This is a genomic window from Kutzneria buriramensis, assembly GCF_003387475.1.
Classification (GTDB): Bacteria; Actinomycetota; Actinomycetes; order Mycobacteriales; family Pseudonocardiaceae; genus Kutzneria; species Kutzneria buriramensis.
The window spans coordinates 154,540-171,982 of record NZ_QUNO01000021.1 but is presented as its reverse complement, the minus strand read 5'-3'; the positions used below and the strand labels follow the sequence as shown (position 1 = coordinate 171,982).

The window sequence follows — 17,443 nt, the reverse complement described above, 5'->3', positions numbered from 1 at the left end:
CCGGTCGAGCCTAGTGGCCGGTGAGCACGTCCGGGGGCACTTCGGCGTCGGTGCGCAGGGCGTTGAACAGCCGTCCGGCCTTGTCCTTGTCCCACAGCACGACGGAGCCGGCGCCGGCGATGGTCGGCGTGCCGGCGATGGGCACCGTGGTGGTGACGAGATCCTTGCTGGCCAGCGTGAACGCGAGGCTGGCGAGGTGCCAGACGTGGTCGCCGTTGTTGACGGTCAGCGCCGCGGGCACGCTCGACATCAGCGGGATGATCTTGAACGGGTTGAACATCACGCCGGGGCTGGTCACCTTGCTGACCACCGCGGACAGGAACTGCCGCTGGTGCACCACGCGGTCCAGGTCGGCGCGCGGGGTGGCGCGGGTGCGGACGTAGCCGAGCGCCTGCGCGCCGGTGAGGTCCTGGCAGCCCGGCTGGAGGTTCAGGCCGGCCTTGGGATCCACCATCGGCGTGTCGATGCACATGTTGACCCCGCCGATGTCGTCCACCACGCCCGCGAAGCCGGCGAAGCCGATCTCCATGTAGTGGTCGATGTGCAGGCCGGTCGCGCCCTCCACCGTCTGCTGGAGCAGCGGCGCGCCGCCGAAGGCGAAGGCGGCGTTGAGCTTGTTCTTGCCGTGCCCGGGAATGTCCACATAGGAGTCACGAAGCAGGCTGACCAGGGTCGGCTTGCCGCTGCCGGGCACGTGCAGCAACAGGATGGTGTCGGTGCGGGAACCGCTGTCGTCGCCGGTGGCCAGCTGCTGCTTCTGCTCGTCGGTGAGGCCGTCGCGGCTGTCCGAGCCCACCATCAGCCAGTTCGTGCCCGAGCCGGCGGCGGGCCGGCCCGAGTAGTCCTGCAGGGCGTCGGTTCGCTTCAGCGAGAAATCCGCGTACACGAACAGACCCACCACGAGCAGGATCAGGACCACGAACACGATCCCGATGACGCGCCCGATGCGCACAGACCACCTCCAGGTCGACCGAGCATTCCACAATAGGGACGTTCGGCCCATCCCGCTGGTTGCTACGGAACGCGCTGGGACAGCACGAGCGCGCCGGCCGCGCCGAGCACGGTGAGCACCGCGCCCAGGGCCACGAACGGCTTGCTGACGTCGGTCTCCTGCGTCTCGTAGCCGATCTGCTGGCCGAGCGAGGCGTAGATCTGGTTCAGCTTGTCGCTGGTGTCGGCCTTGAAGAACTGGCCGCCGGAGATGTCGGCGAGCTGGTGCAGCGAGTCGTCGTCGACCGGCACCGGCACCTCCTGGTTCTGGAGCATCACCACGCCGTCGCTGGTGCCGTAGGAGATCGTGTTGATCGGGATCTTCGCGTCCTTGGCCTCCTTGGCCATCGCGAACTCGTCCCGGCCGGCGGTCTGCTTGCCGTCGGACATCAGCACGATCTGCGCCGGCGGCGCGCCGGCCGGGCCGCCGAGGCCGCGTTCGAACTGCTGGATCGACTGGAGCGCGGCGGCGATCGCCTCGCCGGTGGCGGTGGCCGGCTGGAGCGTGATGTTGTCGATCGCGTCCGTCACCGGCTTGCGGGCGGTGGTGGGGCTGACGTCGACCGTCGCCGAGCCGCCGTACGTGACCAGGCCGAGGTTGACGCCGCCGGTCATCTTCTCCACGAAGGACTTCGCCGCGATCTGCGCCGCCTTGATCCGGGACGGCTGGATGTCCGTGGCGTCCATCGACGGCGAGACGTCGATCACCAGCATCACGGTGGCCCGGTTGCGGGGCACCTTAGCCTCGGCCATCGGGCCGGCGAGCGCGGCCGTCAGGGCGACGAAGGCGATCAGGAACAGGATCGGCGGGACGGCCCTCCAGCGGCTGGGCTTGCGCGGCGCGACCTTGTCCAGCACCGCCATGTTGGCGAACCGCACCACGTGCCGGCGGCGGCGTCGCGACACCCAGAAGTACGCGCCGAACACCGCCCCCACGCCGAGCAGCAGCGCGAACCACACCGGCGACGCGAACCCGTCAATCCCCACGCCCCCAGTCAACCGCACCCCAGGTAAAACCCCCGCGAGTCGCGCTCACGGACACACCGAATGTCGGTTTCCGGCAGATCAGAGACCCAAGGCTCAATTCTGCACGAAACCGACATGCGGTACGACGGTGAGCGGGACTCGCGGGGGTGTGCCTGAGACGTGCATTCGGTGTGCCTGGGAGCGCGACTCGCGGGGGTCGGACTCGCGGGGGTCAGCTGAGGCCGCGGAGGCCGATGGTGGGGCTGGCACGGCGGACCATGGCGGCGGGGTCGGTGGGGAGGACGTGGTTGAGGAACTCGTAGGCGTGCAGCTCCTCGGCGTCCCGCCGGCCCAGGTAGCGCCACCAGCTGGCGATGTCGTACCAGCCGGGCGCCGACAGGGATCCCCCGAAGTGCTGTACGGACAGCGCCGCGCAGAGGTTGGCGAAGTTGACCCGGTCGGCCAGCGGCCAGCCGGCGAGAGTCGCGAACACGAAGCCCGCGCCGAAGACGTCACCGGCGCCGGTCGGATCGAGGGCCGCCATGTTCAGACCGCCGACGTCCACAGTGACCCCGTGCTCGGCGTCCACCGCATACGCCCCGTTCCCGCCCCGCGTCACGACCACCACCGGCACCAGTTCGGACAGCTTCCGCGCGGCCGCCTCCGGGGTGTCCTCACGGGTGTAGCGCATCGCCTCGACCGAGTTGGGCAGGAACACGTCGTAGCCGTCGAGCTTCCGCAGCATGGAAGGGGCCCACTGCTCGGTCGGGTCCCACCCCACGTCGGCGAACAGCAGCGCCCCCTGCTTCTTCACGGCCGTGACCCACTGCTCTTCCTGCAGGTCGACGTGCACGTACGCGGCACGGGTCGACGGCGGCGGATTGAGCAGCTCATCGGACGCCACCGGCGAGGGGTGACCATGTGTGACCATGCTGCGGTCCCGGTCGACGGCCATCGACACGGTCAGCGGCGAGTGCCAGCCGTAGAACCGCCGGCTGTAGGTCAGGTCGACGTTCTCCTGGTTGGCCAGCACGTCCCAGCAGAAGTCCCCGTACAGGTCCTCGCCGAACGCGGCGGCCAGCGCGGTGCGCAGCTGGAGCCGGCTCAGCGCGACGGCGAGGTTGGCGATGCCGCCGGGGCTGGAGCCCAGCCCTGTCGACCACACCTCGGTGCCGGCCGCCGGCTGGTGCGCCAGGCCGGTGAAGATGATGTCCAGGAACACCGTGCCGGACAGCAGCACGTCGAACGCCGGGACCTGCTCTGTTTCCACCCTGGCACCTTAGGGCGGGACCGCCGCGCCGACCAGGATCATCGGCCGCGCGGGCGGGTGATCGCTGCTCACTTGGCCAGGCAGAACTGGTGCACGTCCAGGTAGCCGGCCCGGAACCCGGCCTCGGAGTAGGCCAGGTAGAACTCCCACATCCGGCGGAACGTCTCGTCGAAGCCGAGCGCGGCGACCTCCTGCCAGCGGTCCAGGAAGCGCCGCCGCCACAGCCGCAGCGTCTGGGCGTAGTCCTGGCCGAACGCCCGGTCGTGCAGCACCCGCAGGCCGGTGTGCTGGGCGACGGCGTCCTCGATGGCCTCCACGGACGGGATGAGCCCGCCGGGGAACACGTACTTGTGGATCCACGTGTACGCGTTCGCGGTGGCCAGCATCCGGTCGTGCGGCATGGTGATGGCCTGGAGCCCGATCCGCCCGCCGGTCCGCACCAGCCGGTCCAGGGTGGCGAAGTAGGTGGGCCAGTAGCCCTTCCCGACGGCCTCGATCATCTCGACGGACACCACCGCGTCGTAACTGCCGTGTGCCTCACGGTAATCGCGCAGCACGACCTGCACGCGGTCGGCCACGCCGGCGGCCTGGATCCGCCGCTCGGCGAGGTTCTTCTGCTCGGCGGACAGCGTCAGCGTGGTCACGCGGGCGCCGCGCAGCGCGGCCCGGATCGCCAGCGCGCCCCAGCCGGTGCCGATCTCCAGCACGTGCGTCTCCGGTCCGACGCCGGCGAGGTCCAGCACGCCGTCGATCTTGCGGAGCTGGGCGTCCACCAGGTCCTGTTCGGGGTCGGCGAACCAGGCCGAGGAGTACGTCATCGTCTCGTCGAGGAAGGTCGAGAACAGGTCGTTGGACAGGTCGTAGTGCCGGTGGATGTTCTCCCGGGCGCCGGCGAGGTCGTTCTCCTCGGCCGACGGCTGGGTGCGCTCGGCGACCCGCCGCAGGGTCTGCATCGGCCGCGGCACCAGCGTCGCCATCCGCGCGGCGAACGGGGTGAGCACATCCGCCACGTCGGGACTGGTCCAGTCGCCCACCATGTACGCCTCGCCGAAGCCGATCTTGGCGTCGGCGCCGAGCCGGTGGAAGAAGTGCGCGGGCCGGTGCAGTCGCATCACCGGCGCGTCCGGCCCGCCACAGCCGAGCACGCGCCCGCACGGGAGCTCGACGCGCACGGGGATGGTGCGCACCGCGTGCCGGAACAGCCGTTCCGCGACGGCCGCGCGCAGCGGGGACCGCGGCACGGTCGCCAGCCCGGGCCAGATTCCCTTGCTGGGGAACGGAACCGCGTGGCGGGACCGGCCGATCGCCGTGCCGGGGGTGGTCTCGCTCATTGGACTGTCTCCTGGGCCTTGTGCGGGGTACGGGGGACGATCGGGATCCGGCGCAGCCAGAGGCCGATGCCGTGCCGGCGGATCAGCGCGGACACCCGGTGCGTGGTCAGCGGCCGCCGCAGCAGCAGCCCGACGAGCGTGGAGGGGGTGGCCGGCAGCCGGCGGCCGCGCAGCGTCGCGGTGAGCGGCGTGCTCTCGCCCTGGCGCAGCGCGATGGTGACGGACAGCTTCGGCCCGGGTTCGCCGAAGCGCATAAGGTACTCGCCGCCGACCGTCAGGAACGGCGACACGTAGAACACCTTGTCGGTGCGGGCCCGCCCGGCCTCGTCGGGAAAGAGCAGGTAGCAGTGCCTTTCCCCGTACGTGTTGTGCACCTCCGCGACGACACAGGCGAGCTCGGTTCCCCGATGGCACCAGTACACCGTCAGCGGATTGAACACGTGGCCCAGCGACCGCGCGTTGGCCAGCATGAGCACCCGCCCACCGTGCAGGTCGACGCCGTGGAAAGCCAGGAACGCGTCCAGATTCTGACGAATGGTGCGAGACGGCACTCCCAGATGGTCACGGGCCTCGAACCGCGCGAACGGCCGCAGCCAGCGGGGCAGCGTCGGCAGCTCGTCGAGGTCGACCAGCCACAGGAAAACCCGGTGCTTGAACGCGTGGTCGACGCGTTCACGCCGCGAGTGCGCGACCTCCGCGTCGTACAACGCCGCCGCTACCACGTGACGCCCAGAGACTCGGCGGCGCGCACCCCGGCGGCGCAACCGTCCTCATGGAACCCCCAACCGTGGTAAGCCCCCGCGTACGCAACGGTTCCGTCGTTCAACTCCCCCAGGCGGCGCTGCGCGGCCAGCGCCGCCGGCGTGTAGATCGGGTGCTCGTACACCATCTTCGCGACCACCGAGTCCGGCGCCACCCGGTCGGTCGCGTTCAACGTCACGACATACCCCACCGGGGTGTCCAACCGCATCAGGCGGTTCATGTCGTAGCTGACGAGCACCGGCCCGCCGCCGTCGTGACAGGTGGTCTTGAGGTAGTTCCACGACGCCCGCGCGCGGGCGCTCACCGGCAGCACCGACGGATCGCTGTGCAGCCAGGTCTCGTTGCGGGAGTACTCGAACGCCCCGAGCACCTCCCGCTCCGCGGAACTGGGCGCCGCCAGCAGCCGCAGCGCCTGGTCGGGATGGGTGGCCACCACGACCCGGTCGAACTCGTGCAGCTGGTCGGCGTCGTCCCGGACGGCGACGCCGCCGGCCGTCCGCGACAGCGACCGGATCGGCGTGGAGATCTCCACCGCCGACAGGCCTTTCGCGGCGCGCTCCACGTAGCGGCGCGACCCGCCGACGACGGTCTTCCACTGCGGCGACCCGCCGACCGACAGCATGCCGTGGTTGGCGAGGAACGCGAACAGGTAGCGCGCCGGGTAGCTCGGCGACAGCGACTCCCCCGCCGACCAGACCGCCGACACCACCGGAACCATGAAGTGCTGCACGAAGTACGTCGAATAGCCGCCGATCGCGAGGAACGCTCCCAGCGTCACGTCGCCGGCGCGCTCGTCGGCCATCACCCGCCGCGCGTGCCGGTGGAACCGCACGACCTCGCCGAGCATCCGCAGATACCGGCCGCGCACCGCGTTGGCCCGCTGGGCGAGCAGCCCCGGCAGCCGGCGCGCGCCGGCGTACTCGAGGCCGCAGCCGTCGCAGCGGACGCTCATCGACATCTCCGAGTCCTGCGTGGCGACGCCCAGCTCACGGAACAGCCGCAGCAGGTTCGGGTAGGTGTGCTCGTTGTGCACGATGAAACCGCTGTCCACGGCGACGTAGCCGCCGTCCGGGGTGGCAAGGTCGTGCGTGTGGGCGTGGCCACCCAGCCGCGCGTCGGCCTCGAACAGGGTCACGTCGTAGCGGCGTTGTAGTAGGTAGGCGGCGGTCAGGCCGGACACGCCCGCCCCGATCACGGCAACCTTCGCCCGGCTCATCCGGCGGCCCCTTCCAGGCTCAGCGGCACCCGCAGGCCCCGCGGCGACGGCTCACGGACAGCGTTCGCGATCCACGGGGCCATCGGTTCGTAGTTCAGGCGTCCGAACACGAAACTTCGGACCAATCTCGTCCACTCGCGGGCGCGACGGAGCATCGCGTGCCCGTCGCCGAGCACGTCGAAGCGGCAGACGTCGTCGGTGACGGCCTTGGCGCGGACCGCATAGTCGTACGACAGCCGCGGGTCGGTCCAGCGCTCCCGGTCGCCGTGCGCGATCAGCAGCGACCTGCCGGCCAGTTGCGCGACCGGCTCCCCCGGCTCCGTCCACGGGGCCAGCGCGCACACGCCCAGCACGGACGGGTCGTCGGCGGCGTGCAAGGCCGCGCGGCCGCCCATCGAGTGCCCGACCAGCACCACCGGCACGTCGTGCCGGCGGAGTCGGTCCAGCGCCCACCGCGTGTCGGCCACGGGATCGCCGCCGTTCCAGCCACGAAACCGGTAGCTGAGCTGGGCCACCAGCAGGCCGTGGGCGCGGCCGTGCCGGGCCAGGTCGCGGGCGAACGGCGCCATCCGCAGGTACGTGAGCTGCGAGGTCCGCGCCGGCTCGTGGCTGCGGGACCGGCCTCCGTGCAGCAGCAGCGCCACGCCGGTGGGCCGCCGATCTCCACCCCGTTCCCGCAGGCCGGGGGCGACTGAGCTGGGCATGCCCCGGCGTTCGTTCGAGCCGATCTTTCGGTTCGCTGTGACTTTCCGTACACACGCGGGCCCGGATGTCCTGGCAGTGTGGAGAAGGTGTCCAGGGGGTGAATCAGGGGCGAACCGCCGGTGCGGCATCCTTGATCAACATCGACGGTATCGGCATCGACGGCGAGGAGCGGGCGTGAACGACGAGATCTTCGGCTTGATCAACGGGCTCGCCGGCAGAATCGGCCCGCTGGACCTGCTGATGGTCTTCGCCGCCAAGTACCTGATCTTCCTGCTGTTCGCCGCCGGCGCCGTCGTGCTGTACCTGCGGGCGCGGCAGGACGGCTGGTGGCCGGTCGGCGCGTGGCGCATCGGCCAGGTCGGGGCCACGCTGGCCATCGCCCTGGTGTTGTCGCAGGTCGTCCGCCTGTTCCACCTGTCACTGCGGCCGTTCCAGACCCACCAGGTGCACATGCTGATCCCCCACGACCCGGGGGTGTCGCTGCCCAGCGACCACGCCACCGCGTCATTCGCGCTGGCCGTCTCGGTGTGGTTCTTCGTCTCGGCCAAGTGGGGCCCGTACTTCATGGGCGTGGCCGCGTTGGTGGCGATCTCGCGGGTGTTCGTCGGCGTGCACTACCCCGCCGACATCACCGCCGGCGCGCTGCTGTCCACCATCGGCGGCCTGGCCGTCTGGGGCGCGACCCTGCTGTGGCAGGACAGGTTCCTGCGCCGGTACACGCCGCAATGGGACGAGGATCAGCTCGTCGACGAGCGAGCGCTAGAGTCGACCGTGTGATCGAGAAAACGCGCATCTCCACGCCGGCCGGCACGTTCGACGCGCTGGCCAGCGGCGACGAGGGCGGCCGCGAGGTGCTGCTGCTGCACGGGTTTCCGCAGTCGTCGCTGGAATGGGAGCAGCAGCTGCGGGTGCTGGGCGGCGGCGGGTGCCGGGCGGTGGCGCCCGACCAGCGCGGCTACTCCCCCGGGGTGCGGCCCGAGCACGTCAGCGACTACCGCCTGGACGAGCTGGTCGGCGACGTCGCGGCGATCGCCGACGAGCTGGGCTGGCGGCGCTTCGACCTGGTCGGCCACGACTGGGGCGCGATCGTGGCGTGGGCGGCGGCGGCCGCGATGCCGGAGCGGATCCGTACCTTGACGGCGGTGTCGGTGCCGCACCCGGCGGCGTTCGAGCACGCCCGCGCCACCGACGAGGACCAGCACGAGCGCTCCCGCTACATCACCACGTTCCGGCAGGCCGGGTCGGCGGAGAAGACGCTGCTCGCCGACGACGCCGACAAGCTGCGCCGGATCTACGACTGGAAGGTCCCCGAGGACCACGTCGAGCACTACCTCGAGCGCTTCACCCAGCCGGGGGCGCTGACCGCGGCGCTGAACTGGTACCGGGCGATGGACCTGCACGGCGACGTCGGCAAGATCGAGGTGCCGACGCTGATGGTGTGGAGCACCGAGGACAACGCCATCGGCTCGGCCGGCGTGCTGGCCACCGAGCAGCACGTCAGCGGCCCCTACCGGCTGGAGATCATCGAGGACGTCTCGCACTGGATCCCCGACGAGGCGCCGGAGCAGCTGTGCCGGGTGCTCATCGAGCATCTGCTGGCGCACCGGAGCTGAGCACCCGCTCGTAGCACAGGGACAGCTCGGCCCCGACGTAGTCGCCGTAGAGCGGAATGGCGACGTAGCCCTCGCGCTCGTAGAAGCGGACGGCGTCGGGCTGCCCGGTGCCGGTCTCGAGTCGGACGGTGGTCCAGCCGCGGTCGACGGCCGTCTGCTCCAGCGCGCGGAGCACGGCCGTCGCCACGCCGGTGCCGCGCGCGGCCGGTTCCACGTACATGCGCTTGACCTCGGCGGATGTGGCGTCGAGCCGGCGCAGGCCGCCGCAACCCAGCGGCGTGCCGGCGTCGTCGAAGGCGATCATGAACACCGCGACGTCGGCGGCGCTGGGGTGCACGCCCGGCTCGGTGTCGACGCCGTCGTACCGGTCGAGGATCTCCAGGTGCTGCCGTTCCCGCAGGTAGACGCCGGCCGGGTCGTCCCAGGGGCGGTGCTCGATGATGGTCACGTAACGGATGTTACGGTAACGGTTGTTACGACGGAAGGGCGGTCATGTCCCGAGCGGCGAATCCCCGGGCGGCGGAGCAGCTGTCGGCGGCGGTGTGGGACGTACTCGCCCACCAGGGCCTGGAGCACCTGACCATCCGCGCGGTGGCGGCGGCCGCCGGCTGCACCACCGGGCTGGTCATGCACCGCTTCCCCAACCGCCGCGCCCTGCTCCGGCACGCGCGCGAGCTCCTGCACGAGCGCACCCGGCTCCGGGTCGAGGCGTTGGAGGAGGCCGCCGGCTCACCACGGGAGGCGTTGCGGGCGGTGTTGGCGCAAGGGCTGGCCAGCACCGAGGCCGGCACGCTGGAAAGCGTTGTGTGGATAGGGTTTCTGGCCGCGACCGTCGGCGACCCGGAGCTGCTGGAGCTGCACCGGATCAACACGAGGGCGTGGCGGCGACGAATCCTGCGACTCGTTGCCGCCACCGCCCCCTCCTGGTCGGCGGACCAGGTGTCCACGGCCGCCTTGGTGCTGATGGGCATGGCCGAAGGCGCCGCCGCGCTGGCGTCCGCCGATCCGGAGACGTACAGCCCGGAACTCCAGGAGGCCGCCCTGGACCGGACGCTGACCGCCCTGGGGCTCAGCTAGGCAGCGACCAGATCTGGTTCAGCTGGTTGTCTCCGCACTGGTAGAGCTCCAGCGCCGTCCCGTTGTCGCTGCCGCCGCCGGTGACGTCCAGGCACAGCCCCGAATTCACCAGATTGCCGTTCAGCTTGTACGACCACTGCTGGCTCGCGCTACCGTCGCATGTGGACAAAACGGCCTTGTTGGCGCTGTTGGCCAAGCACTTGCCGAGCGTCTGCACGGTGTTGCCGGAGAGCTGCCAGCGCTGGTTCGCGGTTCCGGTGCAGGGCCAGAGGACAACCGGGTTGCCGTCGGCGGTGCCGCTGCCGGAGTCGTCCACGCACTTGCCGCTGGTGCCGGCGATCTGGCCGACCGGTTTGACGGCACCACAGTCGCTGCCCGGCTTGACGCGGAAGATGGCCGTGCCGTGGGAAGGAATCGTTGCGCTGATGGCGTTCGAGCTGGCGCCGGTCCACAGATCCTTCGCCGTGAAGGAACAATTCAGCCCGACGGTGGTGCTGGTGGTGACTGCCGAGCCGCCGCGGTTGAGAATCGCCACCGCGCGGTCACCGTTGGCCAGCGGCCGGTAGAGCACGTCGGTGGTGCCGTTCTGGGCGTAGACGGTGCCCTGCTTGCCGAGCGAGTCCTGGTCCACGGCAACGATGTCCTTGTTGCCGAGCGTGGCGACCGCCTCGGGCGACAGCTTCGACACGTCCGAGCTGAGGATCATCGGCGCGGCCATCATCGCCCACAGCGCGACCTGGCTGCGCGACTCGTCGGCGGTCATGCCGCCGTCACCGGCGATCAGGAAGTCGGGGTCGTTCCAGTTGCCGGGCCCCGCGTAGCGGCCGATCGGGCTGTTGTAGCCGTAGTTGCCGAGCACACTCCCCCAGCGGCTGGCGTCCGGCTTGTTCTTGTCGTAGGTCGCGATGTCGTAGCCCTCGCGCCACAGCTGGCCGTACTGCTTGACCCAGCTCAGCACGCTGTACCAGGAGGTCTGGCCCTGGAAGTAGGCCGGCGCCGACTCGGAGAAGACGATCTTGCGGCCACTCTTGGCCAGCGCGGCGGCCTGCTGGGCGTAGGCCGACTTGTAGGTCTGCTCCTCGGTCTGGCCGGCGACGCTCGGCAGGTTGCAGCCGTCGAGCTTGAGGTAGTCCACGCCCCAGCCGGCGAACCGGTTCGCGTCCTGCTGGAAGTGGTTCCAGCTGCCGGGATAACCGCCGCAGGTGAGGGTGCCGGCGTCCTCGTAGATGCCGAAGCGCAGGCCGTGGTTGTGCAGGTACTGGCCGACGTAGGCCATGCCGTCGGGGAACTTCGTCTTGTCGGCGACGAGATTCCCGCTGCTGTCACGGGATTTGGCCATCCAGCAGTCGTCGATGGTGACGGTGTCGTAGCCCTTGGCCGCCAGGCCCGTGGCGACCAGGGCATCGGCGTTGGACAGGATGGTCTGCTCGGTGAAGTCGCACTGGTAGTGCGCCCAGTCGTTCCAGCCCATCGGCGGGGTGGCCGCCAGGGGTGGGGCGGCGGTCGCCGTCACCGGGGTGAGCAGGGACGCGGCCGTGACGGCGGCGAGCAGTAGCGTTGTTCGCACGGCGGATGCCTTTCAACTCAACGTGCGGGTCAACTCAACGTGCGGGCGAAGCTGATCGGTTTCGGCGTCGTCTGGTGCAGGTCGAACACGAGGATCTCGTTGTGCCCTGGCCGCAGCCACGGCGCCGGGCAGAACAGGCGGTGCTGCGGGCCGATCTCCCAGTACCGGCCCAGGTTCTTGCCGTTCACCCAGACCACGCCCTTGGTCCAGCCGGACATGTCCAGGTAGGTGTCGCCGGTGGTGTCGAGGTGCAGCGCGGCCCGGAAGAACAGCCCGGGCCTCGCCGCGTCGCCGACGACCGGCTTCAGGCCGGCGACGTCGTCCAGCGGCAGCGGGAAGATCTGCCAGCCGGTGAGCCGCTTTCCCGCAAGGGCAACGGATTCGAGGATGCCCTTGCGGTCCACTATGGCCTGGCCGTAGTTGGTCCGCCCCATGCCCTCGACCAGGATGTCGAGCGTGGTGTCGCCGTCGGACGGGCCGAGGGCGAGCGGCGCGTTGTCGTTGGTGACGTTGAGCCTTCGCGACTCGGCGTCCGGGATCAGCGTGCGGGAGAAGCCGCCCTGGTAGCGGCCGTCGACGAAGACGGTCGCGTAGTCGTGCACCCAGCGGATGTCCAGCGCTCCCGTGCCGGCGATCTCCTTGCGGTACAGCGCGAATCCGTAGCTCTGGCCGAGCATCTCGAACGGTTGCGGGTCCGCGGACTCGACCGCCACCGGGAGGTTGTCCCAGATCGACGCGTACACGGTCGGCGTGACGGGGGCGGGCGCGATCGTCGGCTTCGGATCGGGAATCGCCGGCAGCGCGGGGAGATAGCTGCCGATCAGACTGCGATACGTGTGGTACTGCGGCGTCGCCACGCCCTGCTCGGTGATCGGTGCGGCGTAGTCGTAGCTGGTGATGTCGGGCTGGTAGGTGCCGGACAGGTCGTTGGCGTTGGCGCCGGCGTGGAAGCCGAAACTGGTGCCGCCGTGCACCATGTACAGGTTGAACGACAGGCTTTTGGCCATGAACGCCTTGAGGTCGCCCGAGATGTCCGTCGGGGCGGCGAGGTTGGTGTCGCCCCAGTGCGTCAGCCAGCCCGGATACACCTCGCCGGCCATCGCCGGCACGGTCGGGAAGGCCTTGCGTGCGGCGGCGATCGACGACGCGTCGCCGCCGCTGAGCGCGATCGCGCCGCCGGCGACGTTGCTGTGGTTGTGTTCGAGCTGGCCCAGACCGTCCTCGGTGTAGAACGGGCCGTCGACGCCCTGAGCGAGCCACAGCCGGCGCAGTGCGTCCAGGTAGGCGGGGTCGCTGCCGTAGGAGCCGTATTCGTTCTCGATCTGGACCATCAGCACCGGTCCGCCGTTGCCGATCATCAACGGCCGGATCCGGGGCGCGAGCTCCCCGACGTAGCGACGGACCGCGGCCATGTACCGGGCGTCGGCGTCAGCGCGGAGCCTGATGTCCTTGGTGGCCAGCAGATACGACGGGATGCCGCCGAGATCCCACTCGCCGCAGACGTACGGGCCGGGGCGCAGCAGCACCCACATGTCCTCGGCCTGGCAGAGTCGGATGAACGCCTCGACGTCGCGCCGCTCGGTACGGAAGTCGAACTCCCCTGGCCGCGGCTCCACGTAGTTCCACATCACGTAGATCGAGATCGTGTTCAGGCCCATCGCCTTGGCCAGGGCGATGCGGTGCCGCCAGTACTCGACCGGGATGCGCGCCGGGTGCATCTCGCCGCTACGGATCTGGAACGGCTTGCCGTCGAGCAGGAAGCCGCCACTCGGGGCGAAGGCGAACCGGCGCCCGGTGCGCGCCGGCATCGTCGCGGCCAGCGGGGCCAGTCCGCTGACCGCCAGGAACCGACGCCGGGGCATCTGCATCGCTGTCTCCCACCGTTGGGTAGCCGCCGCGAACGGACGCTACGGTGCGCGCCGCTGCGTGTCCATGCGTCGAAAGTAGGTAAACCGAGCAGTTTCGAGCATCCGAGTCTACGGAACCGGTTACGGGGCGGTCGCGGCCGACGCCCGTCGATACGCGAGGTTGCTTCGCCGTGATCAACCCCATTCGCGAGCTACCTTCGGGGCCGCCCGGACATCCTTCCAACAAGATCGACGGAAGGGGACGACATGAAGAGGGCAGCGGTAGCGGTGGCCGTGCTGGCGGCCGGCGGATTCCTCGGCGCGTGCGGCGTCAACGCCGACGTCACTCCCACCGGCAACGCGACGGGCCTGGGCGCCGGCGCCAGGCCCGTCTCCGCCACCAAAGGCGATTCCCGTTGCGCCAGCACGGATCTGTCGCTTTCCGTGGGCACACCGAAGAAACACGACGACGTCTCGGGCCAGCTCGACGTGCCACTGACGTTCAAGAACATCTCCGCGCACACCTGCGCCCTGTACGGCGTGCCGGACGTCTCACTGATCGGCCCGGACGACCCGAACGGCACCACGTATCAGCTCATCGGCACCGACAACGGCGTGCAGCACAACGATGTCGAGCCCGGGATGACGGCCACCGCGACCGTCACCGTGCTCCAGCCCGGCGGCGATTCCGTCGGCAGCATGGGCTCCAAGACGTGGACGCCCACCAAGGTTCAGGCCACCCCGCCCGGTCAGCAGCAGGCGCTGACCGCCGCCTGGCCGTCGAGCGTCGCCGTGCTGCGGCAGGATTCCGCCACCCATCCCGGCACCTTCGTCAACGGCATCCTGGCCGATCCCGCCTGATGTCCTACGACTACGACGGCATCGCCGAGGGCTATGCGGCGTCGAACGAGACCAGTATCTACAACGCCTACTACGAGCGACCCGCGATGCTCGAACTCGCCGGGGACGTGGCCGGCCGCCAGATCCTCGACGCCGGCTGCGGCGCCGGCCCGCTGTTCGCGGCGCTGCGCGACCGGGGCGCCGCCGTGACGGGCATCGACGCCAGCGCCGGCATGCTGGAGGTGGCCCGTCGCCGGCTCGGCGACGCCGCGCATCTTCGGGTTGCCGACCTCGCCGACCCACTTCCCTTCCCCGACAACGCATTCGACGACGTCATGGCGTCGCTCGTGCTGCACTACCTTCGGGATTGGGAGCCGACCCTCGCCGAGCTGCGGCGGGTGATCCGCCCCGGCGGGCGGCTGATCCTGTCCGTCGACCATCCGTTCGCGATCTTCACCCTGCAGCGGCGGGACGGGAACAAGGTCAACTACATGGAGACGTACAGCTGGTCCGAGGAGTGGACCATGGGCGGGCAGACCGCCGAGTTGACCTTCTGGACCCGGCCGGTCCACGCCATGACCGACGCCTTCACGGCGGCCGGGTTCGGTATCGAGGTGATCAAGGAACCGGTGCCGGTGGCCGCGGCCGAGGAGCTGTACCCCGAGGACTTCCGCTCGCTCACGAACAACCCGTGCTTTGTGTTGTTTCTGTTGAGGGGATAGGTCAGCCCCTAGTCGCTGGGGGTGCGGATGGTCAGGTTGAAGTCGGCGCCGATGGTCAGCGGCGGGTCGAGCTTCCAGTCGCCCCGGTCGGCCAACTGCTGCAGCGCCTGCACGCGGTCGACGGCGGCGGTCCACACCTTCTGGCGGCCGGGGGTGCACGGGTTGCGCATGTGCTTGAGGCGCACCTCGTTGAAGGAGGCCAGGAAGGCCTGCTCGGTGACGCCGGAGAACGGGGTGCCGGAGGCCTCGATGATGGACTCGCTGATCAGCTTGGGGAGGCCGTCGCAGTCGGAACTGCTGGCGCCCATCATCAACGCGGTGTCGAAAAGGTCCTCGGCGCCCAGGTTGCTGCGGATGTTGAGCTGGGCGGCGATGGCCAGGGCGGGGGTGAGGAACAGCTCGTGGCCGACGTTGAGCTGGACCTCGTCGAAACGCTTGTCGGCGGCGGCGGTGCGCCAGTCGTTGATGAAGGAATCGCCGAGGGCGGTGGTGTCGTCGCTGTGGGTCTCGCCCAGCTTCTGCAGGGTGGGCAGGTAGCGGCGCAGCGGATTGTTCGGCACGGCGTCGGTGAACTGGCTGACGACGGTGAACAGGTCGCCGCGGGCGGTGCAGAAGCTGGCCCAGCCGGCCTTGAAGCCGCAACCGTCGTGATCGTTGACGATAGTGGCGTACTGCGGGGTCGTCTTGCTCTGCTCGAACACGGCGGTGACGTCGTCGAGCATCGTCACGACCTGCGCCGGCAGCGTCGGACCTGCGGGCGGGCGGCCGGCGGCCGGCGGCGGGACCTTGGTGGTGGTCGTCGTGCCGCCGGTCGAGGAGGTGCCGCCGGGCGTGGTGGTGGTCGCCGGCGGCCTGCCCGCCGGCGGCAGGGTGATCACCGACGGACCGGTGGGCAGCACGGGACCCGACGCGGTGGCCTGGCTCGGGCCGCCGCCCCACAGCGTGGTGACGGCGATGCCCACGCTCGTCACCAGCGCGAGCGCGACCGGCACCGCCACGCGCAGCGGCAGGCCGCCGATCTGGGTGTCCCAGAATCCCTTCGACCGGGGCTCACCGGCCTTGTCGGCTCTCGACTCCACTCGCGTTCGCCCCGTACTCGATCGGATAGCGCACACCACTGGATTTACGCAGGTAGGCCCCGTCCGGTTCAACCGTTCGGCCTAGCCATCAAAACATCCGATGACCTTAGCAAGGAAAGCGTATTCCAGACAGATACTAGGGCCATAGATCGGATGTCCAGGCTTGACGCGCCGACCGTGACCGGAGTACTTCGTTCAAGGACACGCCACGAGCCTCCCGCCGCGGGCTCCATCGAGAGGAGCACGATGCCCAGCCCGCGCACGCGGAGCGGCTGGATCCGACGGATCGGGATCGTCCTGGTCGCCAGCCTCGCCCCGATCCTGCCGGTCACGGCCACCGCGGCCCCCGCCCACCCGCAGCCCACCACGGACTGGTCCAAGGCCGTCGTCGACTCGACGACGAAGCGCTTCACGCCGGACACGCTCGGCAGCTGGGGCTACCAGACCGGCCTCTACCTCTACGGCCAGTTCCTGGTCTACAAGCGCACCCACAACAAGGCGTACCTGGACTACATCAAGGCCTGGGTGGACCGCTTCGTCGATGCCAACGGCAAGGTCAGCAACAGCTTCAGCAGCCTCGACTCGATGCAGTCCGGCAACCTGCTGGTGCTGCTGTACCAGGAGACCAAGGACCCGCGGTACCAGACGGCCGCCGCGCAGATCCGGACCCGGCTGAACACCTACCCGCGCACCGCCGACGGCGGGTTCTGGCACGCCACCAGCCGCCAGCACCAGCTGTGGCTGGACGGCACCTACATGGTGCTGCCGTTCCTGGAGCGCTACGGCGCCACCTTCAACGACTCCGCGTACGCCAACGCCGAGGCGGCCAAGCAGCTGGTGATCTACGGCAGCCACCTCGCCGACCCGTCCGGCTTCTTCTTCCACGCCTACGACGAGTCCGGCACGCAGACCTGGGCCGACCCCACCACGCACCACTCCCCCGAGTTCTGGTGCCGGTCGATCGGCTGGTACGCGATGGCCAGCGTGGACATCCTCGACTACACGCCGCGGTCCGACCCGAACCGGGCCAAAATCGTGCAGAACGTGCAGAACCTGGCCAAGGCCATCCGCAGGTACCAGGACCCGAAGACCGGCCGCTGGTTCCAGGTGCCGGAGAAGCCCACGCTGGCCGGCAACTGGACCGAGACGTCCTGCTCGGCGATGTTCACCTACACGCTGTCCAAGGCCGTGCAGAAGGGCTACATCGACCACAGCTACCAGGCCGTGGCCAACCGTGGCTACAAGGGCGTGCTGGCCCAGGTCACCGTCGGCAGCGACGGCCTGACCAACATCGCCGACATCTGCATCGGCACCAACGTCGGCGACACCGCCTTCTATCTGGCGCGTCCGAAGGCCGTGAACGACCCCCACGGCCTCGGCGCCTTCCTGATCATGAACGAACAGATGCGCAGCGCCGGCGCCTAGCCCCTCCGTGTCACCCGGCGATCTAGGATCGCC

At 69.9% G+C, this 17,443-nt stretch carries 17 protein-coding genes; 6 read left to right on the top strand and 11 right to left on the bottom strand.

Annotated elements, in window-relative coordinates:
* Positions 1 to 10 precede the first annotated feature (10 nt).
* The 7 genes from BCF44_RS45350 to BCF44_RS45320 form a co-directional block, all read right to left on the bottom strand.
* Positions 11 to 952 carry an LCP family protein gene (locus BCF44_RS45350; protein ID WP_246016192.1) on the bottom strand — a complete coding sequence of 314 codons (942 nt, stop codon included), beginning with the start codon at positions 950 to 952 and terminating at the stop codon, positions 11 to 13.
* Positions 953 to 1,014: 62 nt separating this feature from the next.
* Positions 1,015 to 1,977 (bottom strand): VWA domain-containing protein, encoded by a 963-nt coding sequence (locus BCF44_RS45345; RefSeq protein ID WP_116180730.1) that lies wholly within the window; start codon positions 1,975 to 1,977, stop codon positions 1,015 to 1,017.
* Between the two features lie 211 nt (positions 1,978 to 2,188).
* Positions 2,189 to 3,226: a carbohydrate kinase family protein gene (locus tag BCF44_RS45340; protein ID WP_116180729.1), complete on the bottom strand. Its 1,038-nt coding sequence runs from the start codon at positions 3,224 to 3,226 to the stop codon at positions 2,189 to 2,191.
* A 68-nt stretch (positions 3,227 to 3,294) separates the two neighbouring features.
* A complete protein-coding gene (locus BCF44_RS45335; protein ID WP_116180728.1) occupies positions 3,295 to 4,557 on the bottom strand; it encodes an SAM-dependent methyltransferase in 1,263 nt (420 codons plus the stop codon).
* On the bottom strand, positions 4,554 to 5,279 hold the full coding sequence (locus BCF44_RS45330; RefSeq protein WP_116180727.1) for a DUF1365 domain-containing protein: 726 nt from the start codon (positions 5,277 to 5,279) through the stop codon (positions 4,554 to 4,556). Before BCF44_RS45330 ends, BCF44_RS45335 begins: the two co-directional genes overlap by 4 nt.
* Positions 5,273 to 6,535, bottom strand: a complete 1,263-nt coding sequence (locus tag BCF44_RS45325) for an NAD(P)/FAD-dependent oxidoreductase (RefSeq protein WP_116180726.1) — start codon at positions 6,533 to 6,535, stop codon at positions 5,273 to 5,275. The genes BCF44_RS45330 and BCF44_RS45325 overlap by 7 nt, the downstream gene beginning before the upstream one ends.
* Positions 6,532 to 7,239, bottom strand: coding sequence for an alpha/beta fold hydrolase (locus BCF44_RS45320; RefSeq protein ID WP_116180725.1), 708 nt, complete (start codon positions 7,237 to 7,239; stop codon positions 6,532 to 6,534). Before BCF44_RS45320 ends, BCF44_RS45325 begins: the two co-directional genes overlap by 4 nt.
* A gap of 175 nt (positions 7,240 to 7,414) precedes the next feature.
* Between BCF44_RS45320 and BCF44_RS45315 the strand changes: the two genes are divergently transcribed.
* On the top strand, positions 7,415 to 8,017 hold the full coding sequence (locus BCF44_RS45315) for a phosphatase PAP2 family protein (RefSeq protein WP_170218101.1): 603 nt from the start codon (positions 7,415 to 7,417) through the stop codon (positions 8,015 to 8,017).
* Positions 8,014 to 8,853 carry an alpha/beta fold hydrolase gene (locus tag BCF44_RS45310; RefSeq protein ID WP_170218100.1) on the top strand — a complete coding sequence of 280 codons (840 nt, stop codon included), beginning with the start codon at positions 8,014 to 8,016 and terminating at the stop codon, positions 8,851 to 8,853. The genes BCF44_RS45315 and BCF44_RS45310 overlap by 4 nt, the downstream gene beginning before the upstream one ends.
* Here the strand turns inward: BCF44_RS45310 and BCF44_RS45305 are convergent.
* Positions 8,822 to 9,301, bottom strand: a complete 480-nt coding sequence (locus BCF44_RS45305; RefSeq protein WP_246016191.1) for a GNAT family N-acetyltransferase — start codon at positions 9,299 to 9,301, stop codon at positions 8,822 to 8,824. The two genes, BCF44_RS45310 and BCF44_RS45305, sit on opposite strands and share 32 nt — an antisense overlap.
* Before the next feature lie 44 nt (positions 9,302 to 9,345).
* Between BCF44_RS45305 and BCF44_RS45300 the strand changes: the two genes are divergently transcribed.
* Positions 9,346 to 9,930: a TetR/AcrR family transcriptional regulator gene (locus BCF44_RS45300; protein WP_116180722.1), complete on the top strand. Its 585-nt coding sequence runs from the start codon at positions 9,346 to 9,348 to the stop codon at positions 9,928 to 9,930.
* On the opposite strand, the gene BCF44_RS45295 is transcribed toward BCF44_RS45300, so the two are convergent.
* Positions 9,923 to 11,497 (bottom strand): ricin-type beta-trefoil lectin domain protein, encoded by a 1,575-nt coding sequence (locus tag BCF44_RS45295; protein ID WP_211353530.1) that lies wholly within the window; start codon positions 11,495 to 11,497, stop codon positions 9,923 to 9,925. The two genes, BCF44_RS45300 and BCF44_RS45295, sit on opposite strands and share 8 nt — an antisense overlap.
* 29 nt (positions 11,498 to 11,526) lie before the next feature.
* Positions 11,527 to 13,365 (bottom strand): beta-galactosidase, encoded by a 1,839-nt coding sequence (locus BCF44_RS45290; RefSeq protein WP_211353529.1) that lies wholly within the window; start codon positions 13,363 to 13,365, stop codon positions 11,527 to 11,529.
* A 246-nt stretch (positions 13,366 to 13,611) separates the two neighbouring features.
* Here BCF44_RS45290 and BCF44_RS45285 point away from each other — a divergent pair, with 246 nt between their 5' ends.
* Positions 13,612 to 14,205 carry a DUF4232 domain-containing protein gene (locus BCF44_RS45285; RefSeq protein ID WP_116180721.1) on the top strand — a complete coding sequence of 198 codons (594 nt, stop codon included), beginning with the start codon at positions 13,612 to 13,614 and terminating at the stop codon, positions 14,203 to 14,205.
* Entirely contained in the window at positions 14,205 to 14,906 is a 702-nt protein-coding gene (locus tag BCF44_RS45280; protein WP_116180720.1) for a class I SAM-dependent methyltransferase, read from the top strand. Before BCF44_RS45285 ends, BCF44_RS45280 begins: the two co-directional genes overlap by 1 nt.
* 8 nt (positions 14,907 to 14,914) lie before the next feature.
* Here the strand turns inward: BCF44_RS45280 and BCF44_RS45275 are convergent, their stop codons facing one another.
* On the bottom strand, positions 14,915 to 15,985 hold the full coding sequence (locus tag BCF44_RS45275; protein ID WP_116180719.1) for a chitosanase: 1,071 nt from the start codon (positions 15,983 to 15,985) through the stop codon (positions 14,915 to 14,917).
* A 246-nt stretch (positions 15,986 to 16,231) separates the two neighbouring features.
* On the opposite strand from BCF44_RS45275, the gene BCF44_RS45270 reads away from it, so the two are divergent.
* Positions 16,232 to 17,410 (top strand): glycoside hydrolase family 88/105 protein, encoded by a 1,179-nt coding sequence (locus BCF44_RS45270; RefSeq protein ID WP_116180718.1) that lies wholly within the window; start codon positions 16,232 to 16,234, stop codon positions 17,408 to 17,410.
* Positions 17,411 to 17,443 lie beyond the last annotated feature (33 nt).

What these genes read in the sequence shown, in the direction of transcription:
- BCF44_RS45285 (WP_116180721.1), top strand. Translation starts at nt 13,612, where the DNA reads ATGAAGAGGGCAGCGGTAGCGGTGGCCGTGCTGGCGGCCGGCGGATTC.
- BCF44_RS45270 (WP_116180718.1), top strand. Translation starts at nt 16,232, where the DNA reads ATGCCCAGCCCGCGCACGCGGAGCGGCTGGATCCGACGGATCGGGATC.
- BCF44_RS45290 (WP_211353529.1), bottom strand. Translation starts at nt 13,365, where the DNA reads ATGCAGATGCCCCGGCGTCGGTTCCTGGCGGTCAGCGGACTGGCCCCG.
- BCF44_RS45335 (WP_116180728.1), bottom strand. Translation starts at nt 4,557, where the DNA reads ATGAGCGAGACCACCCCCGGCACGGCGATCGGCCGGTCCCGCCACGCG.
- BCF44_RS45325 (WP_116180726.1), bottom strand. Translation starts at nt 6,535, where the DNA reads ATGAGCCGGGCGAAGGTTGCCGTGATCGGGGCGGGCGTGTCCGGCCTG.
- BCF44_RS45280 (WP_116180720.1), top strand. Translation starts at nt 14,205, where the DNA reads ATGTCCTACGACTACGACGGCATCGCCGAGGGCTATGCGGCGTCGAAC.
- BCF44_RS45320 (WP_116180725.1), bottom strand. Translation starts at nt 7,239, where the DNA reads ATGCCCAGCTCAGTCGCCCCCGGCCTGCGGGAACGGGGTGGAGATCGG.
- BCF44_RS45300 (WP_116180722.1), top strand. Translation starts at nt 9,346, where the DNA reads ATGTCCCGAGCGGCGAATCCCCGGGCGGCGGAGCAGCTGTCGGCGGCG.